Origin of the sequence: Marisediminitalea alba (genome assembly GCF_002993365.1) — a bacterium.
Classification (GTDB): Bacteria; Pseudomonadota; Gammaproteobacteria; order Enterobacterales; family Alteromonadaceae; genus Alteromonas; species Alteromonas alba.
The window spans coordinates 54,601-78,933 of sequence record NZ_PVNP01000190.1; the positions used below are offsets into that span (position 1 = coordinate 54,601).

At 51.0% G+C, this 24,333-nt stretch carries 19 protein-coding genes; 11 read left to right on the forward strand and 8 right to left on the reverse strand.

All coding sequences use genetic code 11. From position 1 onward, the window contains the following. Window positions 1–210: 210 nt before the first annotated feature. Window positions 211–4,011, forward strand: a complete 3,801-nt coding sequence (gene putA, locus C6Y40_RS17670; protein WP_105935723.1) for a bifunctional proline dehydrogenase/L-glutamate gamma-semialdehyde dehydrogenase PutA — start codon at window positions 211–213, stop codon at window positions 4,009–4,011. 75 nt (window positions 4,012–4,086) lie between these two features. On the opposite strand, the gene C6Y40_RS17675 is transcribed toward putA, so the two are convergent. After that, a complete protein-coding gene (locus C6Y40_RS17675) occupies window positions 4,087–4,740 on the reverse strand; it encodes a TIGR04211 family SH3 domain-containing protein (protein WP_170308529.1) in 654 nt (217 codons plus the stop codon). A gap of 130 nt (window positions 4,741–4,870) precedes the next feature. Between C6Y40_RS17675 and C6Y40_RS17680 the strand changes: the two genes are divergently transcribed. After that, complete coding sequence (locus tag C6Y40_RS17680; protein ID WP_105935725.1) at window positions 4,871–6,376, forward strand: CYTH domain-containing protein; 1,506 nt, start codon at window positions 4,871–4,873, stop codon at window positions 6,374–6,376. A 25-nt stretch (window positions 6,377–6,401) separates the two neighbouring features. Beyond that, on the forward strand, window positions 6,402–7,484 hold the full coding sequence (locus C6Y40_RS17685; protein ID WP_146129603.1) for a helix-turn-helix domain-containing protein: 1,083 nt from the start codon (window positions 6,402–6,404) through the stop codon (window positions 7,482–7,484). Between the two features lie 19 nt (window positions 7,485–7,503). Here C6Y40_RS17685 and C6Y40_RS17690 read toward each other — a convergent pair whose 3' ends face one another. Continuing rightward, window positions 7,504–7,749, reverse strand: a complete 246-nt coding sequence (locus C6Y40_RS17690; RefSeq protein WP_105935727.1) for a YfhL family 4Fe-4S dicluster ferredoxin — start codon at window positions 7,747–7,749, stop codon at window positions 7,504–7,506. Window positions 7,750–7,867: 118 nt separating this feature from the next. Beyond that, entirely contained in the window at window positions 7,868–8,554 is a 687-nt protein-coding gene (gene mutH / locus C6Y40_RS17695) for a DNA mismatch repair endonuclease MutH (protein WP_420836945.1), read from the reverse strand. Window positions 8,555–8,660: 106 nt separating this feature from the next. Between mutH and rppH the strand changes: the two genes are divergently transcribed. From rppH to C6Y40_RS17730, 7 genes are all read left to right on the forward strand, one after another. Then, window positions 8,661–9,191 carry an RNA pyrophosphohydrolase gene (gene rppH, locus C6Y40_RS17700; RefSeq protein WP_105935729.1) on the forward strand — a complete coding sequence of 177 codons (531 nt, stop codon included), beginning with the start codon at window positions 8,661–8,663 and terminating at the stop codon, window positions 9,189–9,191. A 44-nt stretch (window positions 9,192–9,235) separates the two neighbouring features. After that, window positions 9,236–11,530, forward strand: coding sequence for a phosphoenolpyruvate--protein phosphotransferase (ptsP, locus tag C6Y40_RS17705; protein ID WP_105935754.1), 2,295 nt, complete (start codon window positions 9,236–9,238; stop codon window positions 11,528–11,530). 86 nt (window positions 11,531–11,616) lie between these two features. Next, window positions 11,617–12,423: a sulfite exporter TauE/SafE family protein gene (locus C6Y40_RS17710; RefSeq protein WP_105935730.1), complete on the forward strand. Its 807-nt coding sequence runs from the start codon at window positions 11,617–11,619 to the stop codon at window positions 12,421–12,423. Window positions 12,424–12,426: 3 nt separating this feature from the next. Then, window positions 12,427–13,251 (forward strand): prolipoprotein diacylglyceryl transferase, encoded by an 825-nt coding sequence (gene lgt, locus C6Y40_RS17715; RefSeq protein WP_105935731.1) that lies wholly within the window; start codon window positions 12,427–12,429, stop codon window positions 13,249–13,251. Between the two features lie 7 nt (window positions 13,252–13,258). After that, a complete protein-coding gene (locus tag C6Y40_RS17720) occupies window positions 13,259–14,092 on the forward strand; it encodes a thymidylate synthase (RefSeq protein WP_105935732.1) in 834 nt (277 codons plus the stop codon). Between the two features lie 8 nt (window positions 14,093–14,100). Continuing rightward, window positions 14,101–15,114, forward strand: coding sequence for a response regulator (locus tag C6Y40_RS17725; protein WP_105935733.1), 1,014 nt, complete (start codon window positions 14,101–14,103; stop codon window positions 15,112–15,114). Between the two features lie 19 nt (window positions 15,115–15,133). Further along, window positions 15,134–16,081, forward strand: coding sequence for a GGDEF domain-containing protein (locus tag C6Y40_RS17730; RefSeq protein ID WP_105935755.1), 948 nt, complete (start codon window positions 15,134–15,136; stop codon window positions 16,079–16,081). 11 nt (window positions 16,082–16,092) lie between these two features. Here the strand turns inward: C6Y40_RS17730 and C6Y40_RS17735 are convergent, their stop codons facing one another. The 5 genes from C6Y40_RS17735 to rapA form a co-directional block, all read right to left on the reverse strand. Then, window positions 16,093–17,436 carry an AmpG family muropeptide MFS transporter gene (locus C6Y40_RS17735; RefSeq protein WP_105935734.1) on the reverse strand — a complete coding sequence of 448 codons (1,344 nt, stop codon included), beginning with the start codon at window positions 17,434–17,436 and terminating at the stop codon, window positions 16,093–16,095. Between the two features lie 106 nt (window positions 17,437–17,542). Beyond that, window positions 17,543–17,866, reverse strand: a complete 324-nt coding sequence (locus C6Y40_RS17740; protein WP_105935735.1) for a hypothetical protein — start codon at window positions 17,864–17,866, stop codon at window positions 17,543–17,545. A 242-nt stretch (window positions 17,867–18,108) separates the two neighbouring features. Beyond that, window positions 18,109–18,951 (reverse strand): DUF3530 family protein, encoded by an 843-nt coding sequence (locus C6Y40_RS17745; protein ID WP_105935736.1) that lies wholly within the window; start codon window positions 18,949–18,951, stop codon window positions 18,109–18,111. Window positions 18,952–19,013: 62 nt separating this feature from the next. Beyond that, a complete protein-coding gene (gene rluA, locus C6Y40_RS17750; protein ID WP_105935737.1) occupies window positions 19,014–19,724 on the reverse strand; it encodes a bifunctional tRNA pseudouridine(32) synthase/23S rRNA pseudouridine(746) synthase RluA in 711 nt (236 codons plus the stop codon). A gap of 15 nt (window positions 19,725–19,739) precedes the next feature. After that, a complete protein-coding gene (gene rapA / locus C6Y40_RS17755; protein WP_105935738.1) occupies window positions 19,740–22,562 on the reverse strand; it encodes an RNA polymerase-associated protein RapA in 2,823 nt (940 codons plus the stop codon). A 296-nt stretch (window positions 22,563–22,858) separates the two neighbouring features. On the opposite strand from rapA, the gene C6Y40_RS17760 reads away from it, so the two are divergent. After that, the gene (locus C6Y40_RS17760; RefSeq protein WP_105935739.1) at window positions 22,859–24,256 is read left to right on the forward strand and encodes a PhoH family protein; all 1,398 of its coding nucleotides are present in this window, start codon (window positions 22,859–22,861) and stop codon (window positions 24,254–24,256) included. Window positions 24,257–24,333: the final 77 nt, after the last annotated feature.

The following is a 24,333-nucleotide window of genomic DNA, read 5'->3' on the forward strand; positions in this document are numbered from 1 at the left end:
ATCTTACGTTAGTTCACCGGCTTTCTCGTCACGGGCAGGTCAGGGGGAATACCCCGGCGCAGTCGTCTTGGTTAGAATACATAACCTTTGTTAACAGAGCGCATCAATAAGCGCTTCTACAAATAAAACAGTGATCTGTATTCAAACTGCCGCGTTAAAAAACGGTGACAATTTTAATTTTTATACGACAGAAAGTACACAAGGGGTTCAATGTTAACTAAAAGCACGTTTACGACTACCAGCCCGATCCGACAGTTGATCCGCGATTATTATCGCATCCCCGAAACTGACGCGGTCGATCAGATCCTGCCGATTGCCGAAGTCAACCCCCGTGCCCGCAGTCGGGCATGGGAACGCGCCAGACGCATGGTGCTTAAAATTCGGCGTGATCAGGAGGGCCATGGTGGCGTTGACGCTCTGCTGAATGAATATTCTCTGTCTACTTCGGAAGGCGTGGTATTAATGTGTCTGGCTGAAGCGTTATTGCGGGTGCCGGACAAAGACACTCAGGACGAACTGATCCGCGACAAACTTTCTAAAGGTCAGTGGACCCCGCACCTTGGCAACAGTGAATCCCTGTTCGTTAACGCTTCATCCTGGGGCTTATTGTTTACCGGTAACATGGTCAATTACGCCGACAAACGTAAGAGTGAGCAGTTTGGCCTGTTGAAAAAGACCCTTGGTCGCCTCGGTGAGCCGGTGATCCGCCGGGCCATGAATATTGCCATGCGCGTAATGGGTCGTCAGTTTGTCATGGGCGAAAGCATCGAAGATGCGGTAGAGCGCGCTGAGGAAAAAGAAAAGAAAGGGTATGTATATTCTTACGATATGCTTGGTGAAGGGGCTCGCACCTTTGCCGATGCAGACCGTTATTACGATGCCTATGTAAAAGCCATAAAGGTGATTGGTAAAGCCGCTGCCGGCAAAGGACCGCGCAAGTCGCCAGGTATCTCGGTAAAACTATCGGCAATCCATCCACGCTATGAATTTTCTCACTACGAGCGGGTGATGGAAGAACTGCCAGAAAGACTTAAATCACTGTGTATGATGGCCAAGGAATACGATATTGGCCTCACGGTGGATGCTGAAGAAGCAGACCGACTTGAGACTTCGCTGGATATTATCGAGAAGGTATTCCGCGACCCGGATCTTGAGGGCTGGGAAGGGTTTGGTCTGGCCGTGCAGGCTTATCAGAAACGTGCCATCCATGTTATTGAGTGGTTGCGCGAGCTGACTTTGGATGTAGGCCGTAAAATGATGGTGCGCCTGGTGAAAGGGGCGTACTGGGATACTGAAATTAAACTCACCCAAACGGCGGGTGTGGATGCGTTTCCGGTATTTACCCGTAAATCGTCTACCGACGTGTCTTATCATGCCTGTGCTAATCAGCTGCTGGAATACCGGGATACAATTTACCCGCAGTTTGCTACTCATAACGCCTATACCGCTGCAGTGATTGTCGAGCTGGCCGGTGATGACAAACAAGGTTTTGAGTTTCAGTGTCTGCACGGTATGGGCGATACCCTGTACGATCAGGTTGTTACTGAAGAACAAATTCAGTGTCGTGTATATGCGCCGGTTGGTATTCATGAAGACCTGCTGGCTTACCTGGTTCGACGCTTACTGGAAAACGGCGCCAACTCTTCGTTTGTTAACGCCATTGTGGATGACAGCAAGCCGGTAGAGGCGCTGCTTGAGGATCCGGTGGAGCTGACTCAGCGCCTGACGTACCGCTATAACAAGCAAATCAACAAAGCTTCAGAAATGTTTGCTCCGGAGCGGGTCAATTCCAAAGGCATGGATCTGACCGATCTGAATACCGTTAATACTCTCAAGTACAACGTAGGCCGTTATGCACGTCAGTACGTTGTGCAGTCAGAGGATGTGCCGGAAGGTGCGGTGCCGGTGAAGAACCCGGCCAACCTTAACGACGTTGTGGGTTATCATCATTATGCCGATGAAGCGGCTATCAAAAAGGCCCTGGATAACGCAGAAAATGGTTTTCAGGAGTGGTCACAGCGCTCTGCCAGTGAACGGGCAATGCTGCTGAATCAGGTAGCGGATTCCCTGGAACGGCATATGGACGAGCTGATTGCGATCTGTATTCGCGAGGCCGGCAAGGTAACCCAGGATTCTATCGACGAAGTACGAGAAGCCGTGGATTTCTGTCGTTATTACGCTGCCAGAGCTGTGGAGCTTAGCCAGGATGAGCGTCTGGTCCCCCGTGGCGTGGTGCTTTGTATCAGCCCGTGGAACTTCCCGCTGGCTATTTTCCTTGGTCAGGTGGTTGCCGCGCTGGCAACCGGTAATACTGTGGTGGCCAAACCTGCTGAGCAAACCAGCATGATTGCCCTGCGCGCAGTGCAGATGATGCGCTCGGTGGGCTTACCGGACAATGCTCTGCAACTGGTTATCGCCAAAGGCCCGGATGTGGGTAACGTACTGCTGCCGGATGAGCGTATCAAGGCGGTTATTTTTACCGGTTCAACCCAAACCGGTACGCTGATTTCCAAGACACTGGCCCAGCGTGGTGGTGAACAGGTACCACTGATTGCCGAAACCGGCGGTCAGAACTGTATGATTGTCGATTCAACCGCTTTGCCTGAGCAGGTGGTGGATGATGTTATCCATTCCGGCTTCCAGAGTGCCGGTCAGCGCTGCTCTGCATTGCGGGTCTTGTTTGTTCAGGAAGACATTGCTGATAACCTGATCAAAATGCTCACCGGTGCGGTGAAAGAGCTGACCATCGACGATCCGTCGTGGTTGAGCACCGATGTGGGCCCGGTGATTGATCAGAAAGCCCTGTCTTCGCTACAGGAACATGCCGAATACATGAAAGAAAACGGCAAGTTGCTGTATCAGTCAGAGCTGCCTCAAAGCGCTAAAGACGGTACTTTCTTCCCGCCAACTCTTTACGAGATCAGTGATCTGAGCGTATTAAAACGTGAGGTGTTTGGTCCGGTTGTACACGTGGTGCGCTTTAAAGGTAAAGAGCTCGATAAAGTGCTGAAGCAAATTAATGATACCGGTTATGGCCTGACCATGGGTATCCATTCACGTATAGAAGAGCGGGCTTATGAGTTGGCGGCACGCGTCCGCGTAGGTAACGTATATATCAACCGCAACATGATTGGTGCCATTGTCGGTGTTCAGCCATTTGGTGGCCGTGGATTATCCGGCACCGGGCCAAAAGCGGGTGGCCCAAGCTACCTGTCGCGCCTGATGATGGAAAAAGCGACGCCGAACCCCACTATCCTGGAAGAGCCTGAAAGTATCGACGATGCCCTGTCGGGCGGCGAGACGCAGCACGAAGAAGCGGCTGCCATTATGCGTAAGGCAACCGAGACAGAAGAAACCTGGCGTTATCTGCCGTTACATGAGCGGATTTCCAAGGTGCGTCAGCTGTTGGCTAAACTGGCAACGGTAGATATTGTTGAGGAGTTAGCCGATGACCTTAACCGCACACTGGCTTCTGCTCGTTCGCAGTTAATCAGCATCGATAAAAAGCTCGCTAAACCTACTGTATTGCCCGGGCCAACCGGTGAGTCGAATAAACTGTACCTTGAGCCTCGTGGCGTGTTGGTATGTTTCGCGGATAAGGAAGTAGCGTTCGAATACTGGATGCTGTCTATCGTGTCGGCCCTGGCTACCGGTAACTGCGTGGTGTCTGTTGTCTCTGATTTGTTTTATGAGGAGGCACTGGCAGTAAAAGAGAAGTTTAAGGCAGTAGGTGCGCCGGATGGTGTGTTCCAGGTTGCCAGACTAAGCCACCTCGATGCGCTGTTAATGGATGAGCAACTGGCTGGTGTGGTTGTCGACAGTAATACCGAGCGTACTGCTCACATTACTGCGATGTTGGCCGAGCGTCAGGGCGCTATCCTGCCGGTAATCACCGCCGAATATAACGATAAGCTGATTCAGCGTCTGATGACCGAGAAGACTATCAGTATCGATACTACGGCATCAGGCGGTAATACCTCGCTGATGACCATGGTGGACGAAGACGAGTAGCTAAGTTTTAAAATTTAAGTCTTCAAAAATGAAAAAGGGCGCTTATTAAAGCGCCCTTTCTGTTCGCAAAAGCCACTACATCCAAGAGTCGTTCCGGCGACGACGCTTGGGAATAAAGGTCACGATAATACCCAGTAAAACACCGGCACCTGCAACGATACCGCCATAACTGAACATCCTGTAACGTTCCTGGGTATCCTGCTCGCTGATTTGCGCCTCCAGCGACGAAACAGATTGCTGTGATTCATTCAGCGCCGCTTCCAACTGAGCATTTTGCTGTTTTACCTGCGCCAGCTCCTGGCTCAGTTCGGCGTTGCGCGATTGAACCCGGTTAAGCTGCTGTTCGCTGTCGGCGAGACGCTGACTCAGCTGCGGCAATTGCGCCCGGCGGGAAATGGTGTTGATAAGATACTGAGTTTCCACCCAACCCTCACGACCGTCGGCATCGCTGATTTGAGTAAAGTCATTTTCACTGTTGGTTTGCAGCACGGTTACCGGCAATCCGGCTTCAATAGAGCCCAGGATCCGGTAATTACGTCCCGGTCCTGAATGCATGTATACAATAAGGTTATCGGCAATATAGTGATCGCTATCGGCCGTTAAATTATCTGAAGATTGCTGAGCCGCGGCTGGCAGGCTCACAAAAACCAGGCCGAAAAGAAAAGGTAGCAAGCGCATGAGTGTCTCTACATCATAAAATAATGCTCTGATGTTAGGGGCTGATACCATGAAAGGCAAGTGCTTCCCGACATACATTGTAATTGCCGGTGGTCTGCGGCGTGGCGCCTATTGCTAAATGACCCATCGGCAGGTAATGTAGCCGGACTATCTCGCAACTGCTTATGAGTACGACTGTTCCATGTCGGAAACCGAAATCAAATTTGTGCTGCGCGAAGATCCGTTGCCCGCACTTAAAAACAACCTCTTCACCGTCTTAACGTCGCAGGATGTCACCATTGAGGAGAAAGGTCAGATTCATCTGCTCAATGATTATTACGACACCACCGAACATTTGTTTCAGCAAAATAAAATTGGCATGCGTGTGCGCGGTGCCGATGGTCGCTACGAGCAAACGGTAAAAACCACCGGACAGGTAAGTGGCGGCTTGCATCAGCGGTTGGAATTTAACGTTGATTTGGATAGTCCGGAACCCGACCTGACCCTGTTTAATGATGTGCCATGGCCACAAGGTCATCAGGCACAAACGCTAAACGAGCAGTTAGAAAAGCAGTTCGGCACACATTTTAACCGAACTATCTTTGATATTAGCTATCCCGATGCTGAAATTGAGCTGGTTTTCGATAACGGCAAAGTTGCTGCGCAACAGCAGGAAGCACCGATCCGCGAAATCGAGCTTGAGTTAAAAAGCGGCGAACTGAGCCGCATGTTCGAGCTGGCAAACCGGCTGGTGGATGCGCTACCGGCGAGATTAAGTGATACCTCCAAAGCGGCCCAGGGGTACCAGTTACTGCACGGTGTTTCTCATAAAGTGACGCCGCTACCGGACTTCCTGCCGCTGAAAGACAATATTTCTACCGAAGCCGCTTTTTGCCGGGCGCTGGAATGTGGATTAGTGCATTGGCAAAAACATGAGCATCTGTACTTTGAAACCGGCGCTACCAAAATGCTTACTGAGGTTACCCGGGCAGTGCGAATGCTGTTACAGACGGTGTCGCTGTATTTACCCGTTTTACAATGCCCGGCCATGCTGACACTGCATAAGCAACTGCTCAGTTATGCCGATAACTGGCTGTGGCAGGACGATCTGCAGAGTTTACGTTTGTTGTTGTCTAAGAAGAGTTTGTTTAATAAAAAGCTGTCACGCTATCCGGCTCTGATCAGCTACTTGCAGGGGCGGCAGGCCGGTTTGGTGCAGGCTCATGATCCTGCGAGCCGGCTTTTTCAGTCTGCGCCCTCAAAGCTTAAGCTGGCTATCGCTGAGATGCTGCAAAGCAAACCCTGGCGAGCCGAGGTAAAAGGTTATGATATGCCGCTGATGGAGCATGCCAAAGGCTGGCTGTCGCAAGGCTGGCAAACTATTCTGCAAACCATGCCCATCCAGCGCCGCATGTACGCTTCCAACTATACATCTGTTGAAATGTTGTTACGCCAGACCTTGTTTAACGGCTTTTTACTGGCCGATATGTTTGCCGACAGCCGTGGCCACTTCCGGGCGCCATGGTTGGATATTTTAATCGGTATCGATGAACTCAATGCCCTGTTATTATTGAAAAAATCAATTTTTGATGCCGAGCTGGCCGAGCAACAGGAGTTGCTGGAATGGGTCCACGAGAAAACTCACGGACTGCTCAATGTGATGGAAAGAAGTCGTCAGGTCGCCATGACCGGCGAAGTGTACTGGTAACTGATCACCGCGGAACAAAAACACCATGTCCACTCAACATATGATCCCACTCTGGAGCGCAGGTGCGCTAACTGTCCTGTGGCTGTGTCTGCTGCTTAAAGTCAGCAGGAATAAGGTTGCAGCGAAAGGCTATAAGGGGTTCTGGCTGGCCATACTGAGCTGGCCGCTGCTGCTTAGCAGTGAATTATGGCAGCTTGTTGGCGGCGCATCACCCTGGTTGGCAGCGGCGGCTGTGGCTGCAATGCCGGTATTGTTGGCCGGAATTTATCGTAACTTGCTGGCGATGCTGTGGCGTAAGCCAAAACGGATAATGTGGCCGTTTTATACGATAGGGCCTGGAATGTTGGTGCTAGTGGTTATTCAGGGCTGGTTGCATGGCAGTGACTGGCAACAATGGCCTGGATTTGCGCCGCTTGGAGAGCCACTCAGTTACTGGGCTGTGTATTTAACTTGCCTGATTGCTGCCTTTTTATTTTTGTACATCAGTATTGTGCTGATTGAGCAACTACAACAATACCACCACGAGTTACCCTTGCAGGTAGTGGATACCGAAATGTATCACATCAAAGGGCTCAGCGGCGCCAGTGGGTTTGCGGTAGGCATGGCTTTCTGCCTGGCGATTATTGTTGCCGCGGTTGCGTTTGGTTTCTTACCGCTGACATTCTGGTTGACCTGGTTTCATTTAGGGCTGGCGCTCACTACGCTGGTATTGCTGGCACAGTTGAGCCGTGCTCACCGGCCGTCACCGTCGCCCTTCGACCACGACGCTATGAGTGCAGCGCCGAAAATGTCGCAGAGCACTGCTCAGGCGGTATTAAAACGCGCAGAAGCCGCGGTGATCAGTCAAAAAGCTTATAAAGAAATCGGCCTGACCCTGGCGATGTTCGCAGAACGGGCAGGCATGTCTGCCAGTGATATTTGTCTGGCGTTACTGGCGGGTAAGAAAACCCATTTCCGTGGGTTTATCTACCAGTATCGAATGAAGTATGCCAAGCAGGTATTAATGGGGTCTGACACCAAACTCGGCAGTGTTACCAAGCGCCTGAAGCTGGGAGCGAATGGCACTGCCAGTCGCAGCTTTTTAAAATACCTCGAAAGCCGCCGCTAAGGGTTAGCGGCCGTGGACGTTATGCATACATGGCGGCGTATTTTTCGGCGAGCTGATCAAGGGTTTCTTTATTTGCCGGATCCTGTTCAATACATTCAACCGGGCAAACATCCACACAACGTGGTTCGTCGTAGTGGCCCACACACTCAGTACAACGTGCAGTATCGATCTGATAAATCTCGTCACCCATGCTAATGGCTTCGTTTGGACACTCCGCCGGACACAAGTCACAGTTAATACATTCTTCGCTGATTAATAAAGCCATGGTTATTCTCCGGGCCAGCCAAATTCTGAGTCCCGACTGTATATAAGTCTTTATTTATATGCAAAGCCGTTAACGCTATCGCTTGATTCAGGTCAAAGGCAACACCGGGAAACGATAATTATTGCTGAAAATGGGTTTGCAGGATTAGACTGGTGAACTGTTTGCGCAGATAAAAGCCCCGGGGCCGGGTTTTAATTTTATTGCCCTCGGCATCCAGCGCATCGGTTAACACCTGGCCACTGGCTGCCTTGGGGCGAAGCTGCATGACGTCGCCATGCCGGGCCGTCACTGACTCAACCTTGCCAAGTGCGATCATCTCGGTGAGTTCTTCCCAGTCCTGCTGTAACAGGGCGTTTTGTGCTTCATTGGGTTGCCACAGAAAAGGCGTAGCAATGCGCCGCTCGGCTACCGGTATCTGCCGTTCACCCTCTACCGGTACCCACAGAACACACTGCAACTTGTTTTTGACATTACTGGTTTGCCAGGTGATTAACGGCGGTAGCAGTAAGGGGGCATAACATACGTAAGTGGTTTCCAGCGGCTGACCGAACTGATTAATTGGCAGGGTTTTGAGTTCCACCCCGAGCTCCGGGAAATCCTGTTGTGGCTTAGAACCGGCGGTAGCGCCTAACCAGGTTTCAATCAACTGACCTGTCCAACCTTTGTGGCGTTTAAAGTCCCGTGGAATGGCTATGCCTGCCATGTCAGCCAACTCGCCGAGACTGAATCCGGCAATCGCCTGAGCGCGGCTTTCCAGTTCTGATAAGTCAGCGGGTGCACAGGTTGGTATTTGCAAACCTTCTATCCCTTAAAAAACCATTACGTTAAACAAATGTCATAAATACTTTGCATGCACAAAGGTTTGTGAAAGAATGCTATCACAGAACATTATAAAGTGCCCGGGAGTCTGAGTGATAGATACCGATGGATTCCGTGCGAATGTGGGCATAGTGATTTGCAACAAAATAGGTCAGGTATTTTGGGCAAGACGGTATGGCCAACATTCATGGCAGTTTCCCCAAGGCGGAATAGATGAAGGGGAAACTGTAGAGCAGGCAATGTATCGTGAGTTACATGAAGAAGTAGGACTTACCCCGAAAGACGTAAGCATTCTGAGCGTGACACGAAATTGGGTGCGATACAAACTGCCCAAACGGTTAATAAGGCAAGGCAGTAATCCGGTTTGTATAGGACAGAAACAAAAATGGTTTTTGTTGCAACTGGATTGCCAGGACAAAGACGTAGATGTATTGAAATCCGGTCATCCGGAATTTGATGACTGGCGCTGGGTGAGTTACTGGTACCCGGTGAGAAATGTGGTGTCCTTTAAGCGCGATGTCTACCGCCGTGTAATGAAAGAATTTGCCGGGACGGTGATCACCTCGCAGCCGCGACACCAGCATCATCATTCAAAGCAGCATCGTCGCAAACGACGCGGATAAGGGTAGGATCACTCTTGGCGGCAGAAGCGGGTCGAAAAAACAGCATTCTAACGGTACTTAAAAGTATCGTTCAGGAGGTCAACCAAATTCCCCGGTTGACCGATGCATTGTTTCGCCTGGCTGAACGCGTTAAGCAAACCATGGGCGTCGACTCCTGCTCCATTTACCTGGCCGACTACAACTCTCAGGCTTTTGTTCTTAAAGCCACCGACGGCCTCGCGCCTGACGCTGTGGAGCTGGTTAAAATAGGTTTTTCTGAAGGTTTAATCGGCTTGGTAGGGCAGCGTGAAGAGCCGCTCAATATTCAGGATGCGCCCAACCACCCTCGCTTTAAACATTACCCGGAAGTTAAAGAAGAAAGCTATCACGCCTTTCTTGGCACTCCGATTATCCATCAGCGTAAAGTGCTGGGTGTTATCACCATGCAGCAAAGCGCCAAGCGTAAATTCAGTGAAGATGAAGAAGCCTTTCTGGTGACGCTGGCGGCGCAAATAGCGCTGGAAATATCCCACGCTGAAACCCGTGGCGCACTCAATCCCATTGCCGGCATATACGCTGGCCACATGCAAAAGAATGTTCGCGGCGTGCCGGGTTCACCGGGTCTGGCCATGGGCGTGGGGTATTCGCCTCATGCGGCTTACACGCTGGCTACCTGGATTGTAAAACAGTCGGATAATACCCAGCAGGAAATTGATTATTACCGCAAAGGCGTAGAGGTTACCCGCACCCAGGTCGAAGCGCTGTCGCAACGGCTGGAAGGCCAGGTACCCGACGATGTGCGGGCAATCTTTCAGCTTTATCATCAATTACTCGACGCCAACAGTCTGGGGCGGGAAGTTGAGGCAAAAATACGCGAGGGCTGGGATGCTGCGTCATCATTAAAGCTGGTGGTAGAAGCTTATGCTGCCCGGTTTGAGGCGATGGATGATCCGTACATGCAGGAACGGGCCATCGATATTGTGGACTTATCTAACCGGATCCTGGTTAATATTCTGCAGGTGATCAGTGGCAAGACAGAAGCCGTCAGCGATCGCCCTAGCGAGGCTAGCATTCTGGTGGCCGAAGAAGTCTCCGCGCCAATGCTGGCGGAATTCCCCAAGGAGTTTCTGGCCGGGATTATTTCTATTCGTGGCTCCAATAACTCCCACGCCGCGATTCTCGCCAGAGCCATGGGTGTACCCGCGGTTATGGGTTGTCAGAATGTGTCGCCAACCCTGCTTGAGAAAAAGGAAATCCTTCTCGACGGCTATGCCGGCGAGGTTATTGTGTCGCCTGAAAAGGCTATCAGGGCTGAGTTCAGTCAACTCATAGAAGAAGAAAAACTCCTCTCAGAGCGTATCGACAAAGAAGCCGACAAGCCCTGCGAAAGTGAAGACGGCTGCCGGATTAATTTGCAGGTGAACGCTGGCTTATCCGCTGAGATTGAAACCGCCGTGCACTCAGGCAAAGTCGGCATAGGGCTCTATCGTACGGAAATTCCGTTTATGATGCGTGAGCGTTTTCCCTCTGAAAGTGAACAGGTTGAGTTGTATCAGAATGTTCTGAAGAGCGCACCAAATCGCGAGATTGTTATGCGCACACTGGACGTGGGCGGTGATAAACCGCTGCCCTATTTCCCGATTACTGAAGAAAACCCGTTTTTGGGCTGGCGTGGGATCCGCCTGACCCTCGACCATCCGGAAATTTTCCTGGTACAAATCCGCGCCATGTTACGCGCCAGTATTGGCTTACAGAATCTCAGTATTATGCTGCCGATGATTTCCAGCGTTGGCGAGGTAAATGAGGCGCGCCGGCTGGTGGAGCAGGCGTTTTTCGAGGTAGAAGAAGAGGCAAGGCTTAAAGGCGAGCGGCTTTATCGGCCGCGTCTGGGCATAATGCTCGAGGTGCCCTCGGTGTTGTATCAATTACCGCAACTGGCTAAAAAGGTGGACTTTTTCTCAGTCGGCAGTAACGATTTAACCCAGTACCTGCTCGCCGTAGACCGCAATAACACGCGGGTGGCCAGCCTGTATAACAGCTACCATCCGGCAGTACTCTCGGCTTTGTATGACATTGCCAAACAGGCTGATCAGTATCAGGTACCGGTATCAGTGTGTGGGGAAATCGCCGGTGAACCAGGCGGCGCCATCCTGCTAATGGGGATGGGGTATCGTAAACTTAGTATGAACGCCTTTAACCTGCGTAAGATTAACTGGGTGGTGCGTAATGTAAACCTCAGTGAGGCGCAGTCGTTACTGTCTTGTGCATTAACCTCCGACAGCTACGAAGAAGTCTTTAATCACATCAATCAGTATTTGGAAGTGAAAGGGCTCGGTGGATTAGTCCGGGCCGGTTCTTAAATTCATCATATTACAAGGCTATGCTAACGCCTCTGTAAGGTGGACTTATGGTATGCTAGCAACCTCAATCATTACGGAGACTTAGATTGGATCCTCTGCTACTCATTTTCGTCAGTTGTATGGCCCTGGGAATGCTCACCGGGACACTGGCTGGCATGCTCGGTATTGGTGGCGGCCTGATTATTGTTCCGGTGCTGTCTGCGCTGCTGACCGGTATTGCCGGCATCAGCCATGAGCTGGCGATGCCCATGGCTATTGCCACTTCATTATTCACCATTATCGTTACAGGTTTTTTCTCTGCCAAAGCGCATTATTCACTGGGCAATATTGTGCCCCGGGTGATTGTTTTAAGCGGTACCGGTATTGCGGTTGGTGCCATCGCCGGAGCTCAGCTGGCCAGCATGTTGCCGGCTGATATTCTCACCAAAGTGTTTGCCGGATTAGTCATACTCATTGCCGCACAAATGGTATTTGGCAAGCGTACCGCCTCGAATAAAGCTTATACGCCAGCCATCCTAATTACCGTGGGTGCCATTGTAGGAACCATCTCGGCATTGATGGGCATCGGCGGCGGTGCTTTGCTGGTACCGGCACTGGTCTGGTTTCAGGTGCCTATTCGTCAGGCAATTGGCTGTGCAGCAGTCAGCGGTCTTGTCATCGCGTTATTTGGCACCGGAAGCTTTATCCACGCGGGTTGGAATTTACCCGATTTACCAGACTGGTCACTGGGGTATGTTTACTTACCCGCAGGATTTGGCATTATGGCCACTTCTATATTTACTGCTGGCTTTGGCGCCCGGTTAGGGCAGAATATGCCAACAGAATTACTTAAAAAGATTTTAGCGGGACTACTGGTGTTAGTGAGTATCCGCATGATTATAGGAATGAATTAGTACATGGGTGAAACAGACTTCCTGGTATTTCCCAATATCGATCCGGTTATTGTCAGTCTCGGGCCACTAAGCGTGCGCTGGTATGGCATGATGTATTTGCTGGGCTTTATTGCCGCTTATCTGCTGGCTAAAAAGCGCTTACCAAACTCGCCCTGGAACCGCGACCAGCTCAGCGATCTGCTGTTTTGGGGCTTTGTTGGTGTGATTATTGGTGGGCGCCTGGGTTACGTGCTGTTTTACCAGTGGGGATTGTTTGTGGAAGATCCCACTTATCTGTTTAAAATATGGACCGGCGGCATGTCGTTCCATGGCGGCTTACTGGGCGTGATTGCAGCCATGGCCTGGCAGGCTAAACGTCTGAATGCCAGCTTCTTGCAGGTTGCAGACTTTATTGCGCCACTGGTGCCCATTGGCCTCGGTGCAGGCCGTATTGGCAACTTTCTTAATGCTGAACTGTGGGGGCGCACTACAGATGTACCCTGGGCGATTATTTTCCCGGGCGCTGGTCCACAGCCACGCCATCCTTCACAACTTTATGAATTTGCCCTGGAAGGTGTGTTACTGTTTATTATTCTCTGGCTGTATTCTGCGCGACCAAGACCAACCGGTGCGGTGGGCGGCTTATTCCTGATGGGGTATGGCGCGTTTCGTTTTATTGTTGAGTTTTATCGCGAACCTGATGCCCACATTGGTTTGTATCAGGTTGGTCTGAGTCAGGGACAGCTGCTCTGTATCCCGATGATCCTCGGTGGTCTGGGGCTAATGGTATATGCCTATAAAAAGAAGGGTGTCACAACAACACCTGCTAACAAAACGGTAAAGAGCTAGACGACGCATGAAAGAGTACTTAGCATTAATGCGCCATATTCGCGATAACGGCGTAAAAAAAGAAGACAGAACCGGCACCGGAACATTAAGTGTATTTGGCTATCAGATGCGCTTTGACCTTAATGAAGGTTTTCCGCTGGTAACTACCAAAAAGTGCCATCTGCGCTCCATTATTCATGAATTGTTGTGGTTCTTAAAAGGTGAAACCAATATCGCCTATCTTAAGGAAAACGGTGTTTCGATCTGGGATGAGTGGGCCACGGATGAGGGCGAGTTAGGGCCGGTTTACGGCCATCAGTGGCGCAGCTGGACTGGCGCCGATGGCGAGACCGTCGACCAAATTACCGCGCTGATCAACGAAATTAAAACCAACCCTGATTCCCGCCGTCTGATTGTAAGCGCCTGGAACCCGTCAGTACTACCTGATCCAACGATGTCACCGAAAGACAATGCGGCCCACGGCAAGCAAGCGTTACCGCCTTGCCACACCCTGTTTCAGTTTTATGTGCTGGAAGGAAAGCTCTCCTGCCAGTTATATCAACGCAGTGGTGATGTCTTCCTTGGCGTACCCTTTAATATCGCCAGCTATGCCTTGCTGACCCTGATGGTGGCACAAGTGTGCGGCCTCGAACCCGGTGAGTTTATCCATACGCTGGGCGATGCCCACCTGTACCTTAACCATCTTGAGCAAACAGAACTGCAGTTAAGTCGTGAGCCCTTTGCACGCCCGACCATGCGGCTCAACCCTGAGGTTAGGGATATCTTTGGTTTTAGCATTGATGATTTCACTTTAGAAAACTATCAGTCGCATCCACACATTAAAGCGCCGGTGGCCATTTAAGGTGGGTTATGAGTAAAACCAATGTACTGATTTGCGACGACTCGGCTTTCGCCAGAAAGCAGATGGCCCGGGCCATTCCCGATGGCTGGGACGTACTGTTGCATTTTGCCAAAGACGGTCAGGAAGCGCTGGAAATGATCCGCGCCGGAAAAGGCGACGTGATGTTCCTTGATCTGAATATGCCGGTAATGGATGGTTATGCCACCATGGAAGTCATCCGTCGGGAAGACTTACCTTGTTTGGTGATTACCGTATCCGGAGACGTTCAGCCTGAAGCGCGCACCCGTATGCTGGCCATGGGTGCATTAGACTTTATTCGTAAGCCCATCGATAATCAAAAGCTTATCACCTTACTCAAGCAGTACGGCATTTACACCGGCGACGCCCGTTCAGAGCAGCGTAAGAAGCAAACTGCACTCGCTGGTAGCAGCGACAGCGAAAAGCTGGATGCTTACCGGGAGCTAGTTAATGTGGCCATGGGCCGGGCGGGTGAAAACCTTGCCCGCCAACTCGGCGAGTTTATCGACTTACCCATTCCCAATGTGAATATCATTGAGAACAACGAACTGCATATGGCCTTTGCCGAGGTTAACCGTAATGACAGTGTTTCGGCAGTGTCCAAAGGGTTTGTTAGTGCCGGTATCAACGGTGAAGCGCTGGTCATTTTCAATGATACTGACTTTGAAAATATCATTACGCTATTAAATTATGACCAGTTGTCGGCCGCGCCAGCGCAGCTTGAAGCGCTGATGGATATTTCTAATATCCTTATTGGTGCCTGCCTGAATGCCCTGTCTGATCAGCTTAACGTTACTTTCAGCCACTCGTCACCGATTATTCTGGGGCGTAACCGCGAGCTGGAGAGTTTGCTGGCAAACACCAAGCAGCGCTGGAATCGTATTATGGCGGTAGAAATTGGTTATGGTATTAAACAGCGCGGCATTCATTTTGAGTTGCTGTTGTTGTTCCCGGATACCTCCATGGAGCGTATTTATTCACGACTGGTAGATATTGAGGACTAATGCCGTGAACACTGATGTAATGGAAGAACTTAGCCGCCAGCATTGGTTACATGACTTACTGAGCTCCGTTGAAGTAGGGATAGTGGTGCTCGATCGCGACTTTAAGGTGGAAGTGTGGAACCAGTTTATGGAAAACCACAGTAACCTGCGGCCCAGCCAGATTGTGGGTAAGTCGCTGTTCCAGCACTTTCCGGAGATTGAGCAGGACTGGTTAATGCTAAAAGCAGAGCCTGTGTTTAACCTCAAATCCCCGGTGTTTCTGATTTGGGAGCAGCGCCCCTACTTGTTTAAGTTTGGCTGTAACCGGCCTATTACCTCCGAACTGGACGTCATGTATCAGAACGTGACCCTGTTTCCTTTGTCATCGCTGACCGGTAACGTCGAGCGTATGTGTATGCTGGTTTACGATGTAACAGACCAGGCCAGCAGCCGGCTGAATATCGAAGGCCTCAATAACCAACTTACCGAAATGAGCCGAGTGGACGGACTCACTCAGTTGTATAACCGCCGCTACTGGCAAGAACGGTTTCAGAGTTTGTACCGACTGGCAAAACGCCGTGAGTCGGCTAATATTGCCGTGATGCTTGATATTGACCACTTTAAGGCGGTTAACGATAACTATGGCCATCAGGCTGGCGATAAAGTGATTCAAACCCTGGCGCAAATCATTAAGAAGCAGGTGCGTGAAACCGACCTGGCCGGTCGTTATGGTGGTGAGGAATTTGCTATTATTTTAGCCGACGCCAGTGGCGATGGCGCGATGCAGGTGGCTGAGCGGATCCGCAAGGCGGCCGAGGCAACGGAAGTCACCCATGATGGCCAGTCTATCAGGTTTACCGTAAGCCTGGGACTGGCGGAATTCTCCTCTGCTTTTGCCAATGAGATGCAATGGCTGGATATTGCCGACCAGGCGCTCTATGAAGCCAAGGAAAATGGCCGTAATCAGGCTATTCTGCGGACCAGATAATTTGGCCTCAACTATCTGGCAGAATTGCCTTTTTCAATCGCCGTAATGTTATGCCTCAGCCGGTAAAGAATGACCAGGCTGGGGATAACCATCAGGGCGGTGAGCACAAAAAACAGCGCCCAGTTACCGCCCATTGCATCCACCAGAATACCGCTTGCCGACGCCAGTAAGGTACGGCTGGCGACACTCAAAGACGCCATCAGGGCATACTGGGTAGCCGAAAATGCCCGGTTACATAACAGGGATATAAAGGCTACCATGGCTACGGTGCTCCATGCTGAAGTAAAGCCATCCAGCACAATGGTCACCACAAACCAGCCCTTATGCGGGCCAATTTCGGCCATCCAGGCGAACATCAGGTTACTGGCCGCCATGGCAATGCCGGCTATAAACAGGCCGCGGAAAATACCGTAGCGGATATTTACCAGGCCGCCGATAATGGAGAACACAATGGTGACCCACCAGTTGAGCAATTTTGAATAAGTGCCAATATCACTGTTGCTGAAACCTATCTCCTTGTAAAACACAATGCTCATCCGGCCAAGAAACGCCTCGCCAATTTTAAACAAAAATACAAACAGCAGGATCTGCAGTGCGAGTTTTACGCCATTGCGGCTAAAAAACTCCCTGAACGGCTCTACCAGACTGACTAACAGCCAGCTTGAGATCTTACCGAAAAGACTATCGCCAGCGCTCAGTAATGCCTGATAGCGCGCGGTGGCCGCATCCAGCATAGCCTGCCGGTTTACATCTGGCTCTTTAGCTACCACCAGCGTGGCCATCAGGCATAAGCTCATAATAGCGGCCAGCAATAAATAAATATGCTGCCATTCCCAACCGGGTAGATCGGCCACCAAAAATGGTATCGCGCCGAGCCCGCCGTAGCCTGTCCACCATCCGGCTGTGGCCAGCGAAGAAGCTGCCGACATGGCGTCAGTCTCATGTTGAGCGATGGTGTCTATTCTGAAGGCATCAATGGCAATATCCTGGGTGGCAGAGCTCAAAGCGATAATAAAGCCGCACAGGGCAATCTGATACAGCGAACTTTGGGCATCGAGGGTCGACATCCACACACAGCAACCAATGATCAGCAACTGCATTTGCCCTATCCAGCCGCGGCGTTGACCAAGCGCCAGTGGCTTGATGCGGTCAAGTAATGGCGCCCATAAAAAGTTAAAGGAATAAACGGCGAATATAGCACCAAACAGTCCAATGGCTGAGCGTGACAGCGATTCATCTTTTAGCCAGGCGGAGAGCACTGAGCCGATCATGACCCAGGGAAAGCCACTGGCAATGCCAAAAACAAATATACTGAATAAGCGCTTGTCGCGGAAAACGGCCAGAGATGTGCGCACTGAGGAAGACTCTTTTTAGCTATTGTTATGCGCTTATTGGATCACGGATAGCCGGTGGCTGCAAGTAAAAGTCTGGCTAAAGAGGCAGCAAGGATAACCGCTGGCGTTAAGGACGAATACCGATGCAATCCATGGGATACACCGATTCGCCTTTGAGGTAAGCCACGCAATGGGTTAATTCTTCGCGTAAAATTTCGTCGTCGGTAAGCTGATCTTCGCGCCAGTAATGTATTTGGTGCAATAAGTGCCAAAAGACGCGTTCTTTGTGAGTGCTCGGCTCCAGATCGTCACTGCGATACAGAGACCACTCCTCAAGGGTGTCCCAGAAAAAATAATTGAGTTCCTGATAGTTAAGGGTGCCCTGCCAGAATGCACGCAAATAAAAACACAACTGACGGGATTTTTCCTCAATAAATTGACTGATACTCACGCTGGCAACCCGCTGGAAAACATAATCGAAGTATAGTCGAAAATTCGAATGTCACCGGTAGAATTACAAAAATGCGACGAGTTGCAGCATACTCCTGTATCTCAGTTTATACCTTACATGGTAAGGGCTATAAGAGAATTGCCGGTCTTAATTCTCAACGGTTATTGAAGAACTTTTAGTCATTTCTGAAGCCATTGAGACTTCAGTAATTTTCAATTCAGAATGAGCAATTTTAAGTTTAGCTACCAGCCGAGATAGCGTAACCAACTGTAAATCTCGGTGCCTAACCAGGCACTCCCCGGGCGAGGTAGCCGGTCACCAGCACCGCCATAACTTTGCTGTGCTGTAAAGGTGCGTTGACGATAAAGTTGCTTCAAACTCATCGCCACGGCATTTCTGCGTTGCTCAACCGTGGCGGATTGCCACTGGCTCAGCGACGGCAAACTAATATCGAGTACCGGGTAGCTACTTTGGGCCAGCATCTCAGCCAGCGCATTGTTTTGGGTTCTGGCTGGCCAGAATGCACCAACGCTCACCAGCGTATCCGGCGCACTGACCAACCCGTTGTGGATGGCGTCGAGCAGCACCGCGCTGGTCATGCCTTCGGCAACAATAAAAGTGTATCCTTTAAACTGACTGGCATGGGTGTAGGCAGCGTTAATCAAGCCGATAATTTGCAGCCGGTAGGCATCATAGTCCACCGGCGCCGTTAGCAGGTTAGCTACGGGTTTATTACTGGTTACCGATGCCGGCTGGGTAGCCTCGGCCTGATTAAAGTCGGTGGGAATAAGCAAGGTGCGCCAGCCTTTTTCACCCAGACTCTCGGCCAGTACCAGTCCGGTATCCAGATTAATCGATTGTGACTGAAGAGATACCAGGATAATGGCGGTACCGCGCACTAACGGCACACTCGGTTGGATCTCCAGGGCCGGAATTTGCTGGTCGGCCACGGCCAGTGTCAGTAAGTCCTCGTCATGAAAATAGTGCGTAAGATCGTCCATAGTGAGCGCCGTCACCGGGCGACTGTAAATCACCAGTAAAAGCAGAGTTAAAGTAACGCTGATGAGGACAAAAGGGCGATTCATGACTAAATTATGCAGGTCCCGACAAACACTAATAGTAGGTTATCGGCGATGATCCGCAAACATTAAGCGCCCGGCACCACTTCTGAAAATTTATCAGGTAGGTAGTGACCAAATGGAAGGGGCGCACTGAACTGCAGGCGTTTACCGCTGGTCGGGTGGGTAAATGATAGTGTCTCTGCGTGCAACTGTAAGCGCGGTGCACTGGCTATCACTGAGGGAGTACCATACAGGCGATCGCCTAAGATGGGGTGACCCAGCTCAAGCATGTGGACCCGCAACTGATGGGAACGACCAGTTATCGGGATAAGCGCCACGAGCGCCTCGGTGGCATCCTGCTGGACTACTTCATAATGGGTGAGTGCAGGCTTACCAGACTCAAAATCGACCTTTTGTTTAGGCCGGTTGGGCCAGTCACAGATTAGCGGTAAGTCTACCGAGCCTGAGGATTGCGCAGGTACACCGGCCACTCTGGCAAAGTATCGCTTGGCGGTCTGGCGTAGCTCAAACTGCCGCGATAGCTGACGATGGCTGTCTTTATGCTGAGCCACTACCATCACCCCGGAAGTGGCCATATCCAGGCGGTGAACAATCCTGGCAACAGGGTAAACCCGTTGAATTCGGGTGATTAGCGAGTCCCGGTGCTCCGGTGCTTTACCCGGCACACTAAGCAGCCCGCTGGGCTTGTTAACCACAAGCACATCGTCATCATGGTACAACAAGCTTAGGTAGGGGCTAAAGGGCGGTCGGTAAACAAATTCCGGATTTGCACTCATTATAATTTGTTGACCTTAAGGATTGTTTACCAGTACCCGCACGGCGTCGAGCTGCACGTCACTTTCTTGCAGTACTTTGGTTAACGCTGCCATCTGAATGTCGATAAATTCGATTTCGCTGTCACGGATAGCCGGGTTCTGCTGCTGCAAATCTTTCAGGCGCTGAACTTCTCCGCCCAGGGTAGTTTGCATAGCATTCATAGCTTCGCCGAGTACGTGATTTGCCTGTTTATGGGCCAGTTCGCGGGCATGCTGTAAATGCTGCTGCAACTGCGGCGTAAGTGCCTGTACTAATTGTGTTGCTACCTTGCGGCCGAGGGGACGATGGGCAGTGGTATCGAGATCCGACGGCTGACTCTTGGCATCCAGACACAAGCGGATTGGCGTAGGCGGCAGGAAGCGTTCCAACTGCAGTGCCGCAGGCGCTTTGGCCGACAACACAAACAGGGTTTCCAGATAATACGCGCCCTTAGGCTGGCTGGTATCGGCCACAAAGCCCACGCTGCTCTTACCGTAGATGTCGGTCATCACCATTTCCATGGCATGATGAATAAGCGGATGATCCCAGGTTAAGAAGTGCACGTTTTCCAGTGTAGTTGCGGTGCGACGACGGTAGGTGACCGTCATCCCCTCCGGGTCCAGGCCCGGCAAGTGGCCAATCATGGATTCGCTGGGGCGCAGAATAAAACAGTCCTGGCCTTTTTCTTCCTGCACAATGCCAATGGCATCAAACAGTCGGCCGGCAAATTTAGGTAACTCGCTGGCACTGTCCTGGGCGACGATCTGCTCCAATAGTGTATCGACCCGGCCCACACCGGCAGCGTTTAATTCCAGCAGTTTGTCGCGCCCGGCATCCAGTTTGGCTTTGAGCTCGGCATTAAGCTGTTGACTTTGCTCAATCAGTTCCTGCTGCAGCTCGGTGTCGAACGGGGTGAGGCAGTTCATTACCAGGGTTTCTTCTACCGTGTCGAACACTTTACCGCCGGTAGGGCAGGTTTGTTCAAAGGCATTCAGGCCTTCGTGGTACCACTTTAACAATACCGACTGGGCAGATTCTTCAATTACAGGTACGTGGATTTGGATATCCTGAGTCTGGCCAATCCGGTCGAGTCGGCCAATTCGTTGTTCCAACAGATCCGGCGATAGCGGTAAATCAAACAGCACCAAATGATGGGCGAACTGGAAGTTACGGCCTTCGCTGCCAATCTCACTACATAGCAGAATCTGCGCACCGTCTTCCGGATCGGCAAAGTAGTGGGCGGCTTTATCACGCTCTACAATACTCATGCCTTCGTGAAACACGGCCTGACGAATTCCGGTTCGCATACGGATCAGCTCAGCTAATTGCTGGGCGGTGGCGGCACTGGCACAAATTAACAGCACCTTTTCCGGTTTAATGTCGGGCAACAGGTTTAACAGCCATTTCACCCGTGGGTCGGCATCCAGCCAGACATCGGCAAGTGCCGGTTGGCGCTCAGGGTACAAGGCTTCGGTTAACGAGGTAATCTCGTCATTCTCGTAAAGCTCAGGTTTAGGCAGCGGGTAAGCATGCAAGTGGCGCGACGGAAACCCTTCTATCGCGGCGCGGCGGTTACGGAATAATAAGCGGCCGGTACCGTGGCAATCGATAAGCTGATGCAAAATGGCATCGCGGTTTTCGGTACTGTTTAAATCATCAAACTGCGCCATGATCTCAGGTGCAAGCGCAGTTAACTGAGCGGTTTGTTCGGCACTTAATTCATCGCCTTCAATAAGCGGTGCTACCGCTTCTGCCAGTTGAGTGTACTGAGACTCTTCTTTTATAAACGCCGCGTAATCATAAAAACGCGCAGGGTCCAGCAAACGCAAGCGGGCAAAGTGACTTTCGTGACCGAGCTGGTCCGGTGTAGCGGTAAGCAGTAATACACCCGGTGTGGCTTCGGCAAGCTTTTCAATGGTTTGATATTCCAGCGACGGCTCATCGGCAGACCAGGCCAGGTGATGCGCTTCATCGACCACCAGTAAGTCCCAGGATGTCTCCTGGATCTGCTGCTGACGTTTGGGGTTGCTGGTCAGCCAGTTCAGGCCGCACAGGATCAACTGGTCGTTATCAAAGGGGTTATCGCTCTCATCTTCCAGTGCTACGCAGCGGCTTTCGTCATAAATTGCAAAGGCCAGATTAACCCGGCGCAGCATTTCAACCAGCCATTGATGCAGCAGGGTATCCGGTACCACAATTAATACCCGCGACGCACGACCGGTAAGAATTTGCTGGTGGATGATCAGCGCTGCCTCAATGGTTTTACCCAGGCCAACCTCATCAGCCAGCAGTACCCGTGGAGCATAGCGACGACCCACTTCAGAAGCGATGTGCAACTGGTGAGGAATCAGCTCGATACGAGCGCCCACCAGACCAATGGTGTCGGACTTAGCGTGAGCATGTTCATTGGTTAGTGAGCCATGGCGTAAGTCAAACCACTTGGGGTGGTCGAACTGGTAGTTAAATAACCGCTTCTCAGGCTGATTTAAACGAATATGGTGATCGAGGTTGGGTTCGGCCAGCGTGGTGGCCTGTTTGGTATCTTCGCGTACACCATGATAAATCAACACACCCTGTTGCTCGGTAATCGACTCAACACACAAGCTCCAGCCTTCCTGCGATTTGACCATTTCACCTTCGGTAAACGTGAGGCGCGTGAGTGGCGCATCGGCTTTGGTGTAAATGCGGCTTTCTTCGGTTGCAGGATACAACACCTCTATGGAACGGAAATCCACGCGAATAATCGCGCCCAGGCCCAGTTCTGTTTCAGTGTTACTCAGCCAGCGCTGACCAATGGCAAATTGTGTGTCGGTACTCATATTAAACTACTCCGCGATAACCGGGGGGCGTATTGTACTGATCCCCGCCTTAGCTGTCTTGCTCAATATAGCAATCCGCTGCAATCTTGTCGTACCTGATGAATATGCCATCAGCTGATAAAAATTAATTTGTCTAAAAATGCCAAAAAAAAGTGAATAGTTTTAAAAACTGGATTATGGTGGAGTTGATGGTCGATGTGATGCGGAGTGTCAGTCGGCTGCTAACTCCGTGTACATCGGCTCGTAATAGCACGTCGACGATAAGACGAGCTTGGTCATGTTCATTGGAGTAACGGATGCCAAGAAAAAGCAATGCAGACACCAGAATATATGTCCTAGATACCAATATCCTGCTACACGAACCCCTCGCGTTCCTCTCTTTCAAAGAAAATGATGTTGTGGTGCCCATGACGGTACTGGAAGAGCTGGATTATATAAAAGACAGTAAGAAAGACGTTGCCCGTGATGCCAGGGTCTGTATTCGCGCCATGGAAGATTTATTGCGTGATGCCAGCCCCGATGAAATGCTGGCCGGTGTGCCACTTAGTGGATTCGGTGCCGGTGAGAACCGACCGACTGGTACGCTATCGATTTATGCTGATTTAAATATGACCGAGTCACAGCAGATTTTTGCCAGTGACGAAAACGACAACCGCATTATTAATGTGGCGCTGCATTTACAAACCGTGTTTGCCTCCCAGGAAGTAGTGCTGGTCACCAAAGACATTAATATGCGCCTCAAAGCCAAAGGAGCCGGGCTTGCTCATGTTGAGGATTATCGTACCGATCAGCTGATTTCAGACATTAAATATCTGACCCGCGGCTATCATCAGTTTGAGGGGGATTTCTGGGAGCGCGTCAAATCGGTAGACAGTCGCTCAGAAGGGCGAGACACCATCCACACCGTGCCCCGCTCGTTATTACCCGAAGCATACATTAACGAGTTTTTACTCGACGAAAGTAATCAGTTTGCTGGCCTGGTGGAATCCATGGACAGCGATCAGATGGAAATTCTCGACCTCGGTTACGAGCGTCTGATGTCGCGCCATGCGTGGGGAATTAATCCGAAAAATATTGGCCAGGCAATGGCTCTGCATTCCTTACTCGACCCGCATATCGATCTGGTGATTCTCACCGGCCCGGCAGGTAGTGGTAAGACGCTGCTGGCATTAGCCGCTGCACTGGAGATGGTAGTAGAGCGGAACATGTACGATAAGATTATCGTTACCCGTAATACCCCGGAAATCGCTGAATCCATCGGCTTTTTACCTGGTACCGAAGAAGAGAAAATGGCGCCCTGGCTGGCGGCAATTACCGACTCTTTGGAAGTGCTGCATAAACACGACGAAAACACCAAAGGCTCCATGAGTTACATTATGGAGAAAGCCAATATTCAGTTTAAGTCGGTTAATTTTATGCGCGGGCGGAGTATCCAGAACTCCATTGTGATCCTGGACGAGTCGCAAAACCTCACAGCATCGCAGCTTAAAACCATTATTACCCGTTGCGGTGAAGGCACCAAGCTGATTTGTAGCGGTAACCTGGCGCAGATAGACAGTAACTATCTAAGCGCTGTGACCTCGGGCTTAACCTACCTGGTGGAGAAGTTTAAAGACTTCTCGGGCAGTGCCACCATTAACCTTGATGGTGTGGTGCGCTCGCGTCTGGCAGATTTTGCCGAGCATCACCTGTAAACTCAACCCTGCTATCCCGGTCTCGCTCGGCGAGGGCCGGGACCGGCGGAGTAAAGGAAATAATCATCGTCCGTCAG